Source organism: Cupriavidus sp. 05N38 (assembly GCF_056397345.1).
Window position 1 is genome coordinate 1 of the sequence record NZ_JBFTNF010000185.1, and the last position, 434, is coordinate 434.

At 71.7% G+C, this 434-nt stretch carries 1 protein-coding gene; it reads left to right on the forward strand.

What is annotated here, in order from left to right; all coding sequences use genetic code 11:
• Nucleotides 1-434, forward strand: a 434-nt coding sequence (locus AC1DK4_RS40845; RefSeq protein ID WP_477132282.1) for a hypothetical protein, incomplete at both ends; no start/stop codon positions are given.

The following is a 434-nucleotide window of genomic DNA, read 5'->3' on the forward strand; positions in this document are numbered from 1 at the left end:
GGAGCAAAACGACGCGGACGGTCCTGGCCTTCGCCGGGGGTGAAACGGCGCTGGCGGTCATCGCCTTCACCGCCGAAGCGGCGGGGACGATCCTGGCCTTCGCCAGGAGCAAACCGACGCGGACGGTCCTGGCCTTCGCCGGGGGTGAAGCGGCGCTGGCGGTCATCGCCTTCGCCGCCGAAGCGGCGGGGACGATCCTGGCCTTCGCCAGGAGCAAACCGACGCGGACGGTCCTGGCCTTCGCCGGGGGTGAAGCGGCGCTGGCGATCATCGCCTTCGCCACCGAAGCGGCGGGGCCGGTCCTGGCCTTCGCCAGGAGCAAAACGACGCGGACGGTCCTGGCCTTCGCCGGGGGTGAAACGGCGCTGGCGGTCATCGCCTTCACCGCCGAAGCGGCGGGGACGATCCTGGCCTTCGCCAGGAGCAAACCGACG